Raw genomic sequence first — 1,794 nt, forward strand, 5'->3', positions numbered from 1 at the left:
GGCGGTGACCGTGAGCCTGCCGCCGCAGCGGGCCGCGGCGCTGCTGTCGACGGTGCCCGCCGCGCTCGGCGTCGGGGTGGACGAACTGCTGCTCGCCGCACTGTCCCTGGCCGTCGCCGACCAGGCGGGGCACGTCGAGCACGCCGAGCGGTCCGCTGAGGGCACGGCGGGGCTCGTCGTCGCGGTGCAGGCACACGGCCGCCAGGAGCAGGTCGTCGGCGACGTCGATCTGTCCCGGACGGTCGGCTGGCTGGCGGAGGTCTTCCCGTTCCTGCTCGAGTGGGCGCCCGGTGACGGCGACCCCTTCGCGGAGCGCTCCGTGGACGCCGCCGTGGCCAGGGTGCGCGCGCTGATGGCCCGGATTCCCACTGGCGGCACCGACTACAGCATGGTGCGCCACCTCAATCCGCGCACGGCCCCACTGCTCGCGGCGACACCGACGCCCGCGATCTACCTGAACTACGTGGGCCGGCTGACCCGAGGCCGGGTGAGCGACTGGTCGGTGGCCGCGGAGGACGAGGAGCTGTTCGCGGACTGGAACGCCGACCAGCCCGAACCGTTCCCGCTGAGCCTGATCGTGCGGGTGCTCGACGGACCGGACGGCCCCGAGCTCACGGCGAGGTTCAGCCGCGCCCCGGACGGGCCGTCCGGGGCGGTCCTGCACGGCCTGGCGGCGGCCTGGCAGCGCGCCCTGAGCGCCCTCGCGGCCAGGGCCACGCGGGCGGGAGCGACCGGGTCCTGACGCGGGCGAACGACGAACGGCGAACGACGAACGACGACGAACGAGCTGAGCGGTGCAGAGCGACCCGGAGGATGTGGTCAGGATGAGCGAGACGTATCGCGAGGACGTGCAGGACCTGGCGATCGGGCCGGTGCCGCAGTGGGGCACCGACTGCGTGCGCGGGATGCTGGAGACGCTGCGCTCGGTCGCCGAGCCGTTCCCGTGCACCTTCGCGGTGGCGGCGGCGAACCGCGGCGGGCTCCGGTTCGGTTTCGTGGAGCATCTCGAGGACCAGCGGACGTGGAGTGTCCTGCCGGACATCCTCGCCACGTACCTGTCGGTCTACCAGACGCTCACGAAGAACACCTCCCTGGTGGTGTTCTTCGGCGCCGACCCGGACGCGGCCGGGAGCAGCGACATCATCGGCTACGAGCGACGGTTCTGGTCGTTGCTGCAGTACCTGCACGACGGCGACGGCGAGCCGTGGCCGTCGGACATCCCGACCGACACCGACGACCCCGGCTGGGAGTTCACCTTCCGCGGCACGCCGATCTTCGTCGTCTGCAACACGCCGGCGCATCGCCGGCTGCGCAGCCGCAGCAGCCCCGTCTTCACCATCACGTTCCAGCCGCGCTGGGTCTTCGAGGGGCTGGAGCCATACACCCCGCGGGGCGCGGCGGCCCGGCGCACGATCCGCGAGCGGCTGCGCCGGATGGACGAGGTGGACTCGACCCCGCTGCTGGGCTCCTATGGGGATCCGGCGAACCGGGAGTGGAAGCAGTACTTCCTGCGCGACGACGCGACGGTCGCCGCCGGCTGCCCCTTCCTGGCCCGCGCCGGCCGGGCGCCCGCCGCTGGCGTGCCGTCGACCCGCGCGGTCGAGGCGTCGGCGGCCGGTCAGTTCAGGGTGGTCGTCAACACCGAACAGCAGTACTCGGTGTGGCCGCTGGGGCGTCCCAACGCGCTCGGCTGGTTTGACACGGCCATGACGGGAACCCGGCAGGAGTGCCTGGACAGCATCGCGTTGACCTGGACGGACCTGCGCCCGCGCAGCCTGCGCCGCAGGATGGCGG

2 protein-coding genes are annotated in these 1,794 nt (G+C 73.0%); both read left to right on the forward strand.

Translation table 11 applies throughout. From position 1 onward, the window contains the following. Positions 1-742 (forward strand): condensation domain-containing protein (locus tag MXD58_RS26855; protein WP_374616702.1); only part of this gene is annotated, 742 nt, incomplete at its 5' end. A gap of 82 nt (positions 743-824) precedes the next feature. Continuing rightward, positions 825-1,794 (forward strand): YqcI/YcgG family protein (locus MXD58_RS26860; protein ID WP_250610603.1); only part of this gene is annotated, 970 nt, incomplete at its 3' end.

Origin of the sequence: Frankia sp. AgKG'84/4, from assembly GCF_023242965.2 — a bacterium.
In the GTDB taxonomy this organism is placed as follows: Bacteria; Actinomycetota; Actinomycetes; order Frankiales; family Frankiaceae; genus Frankia.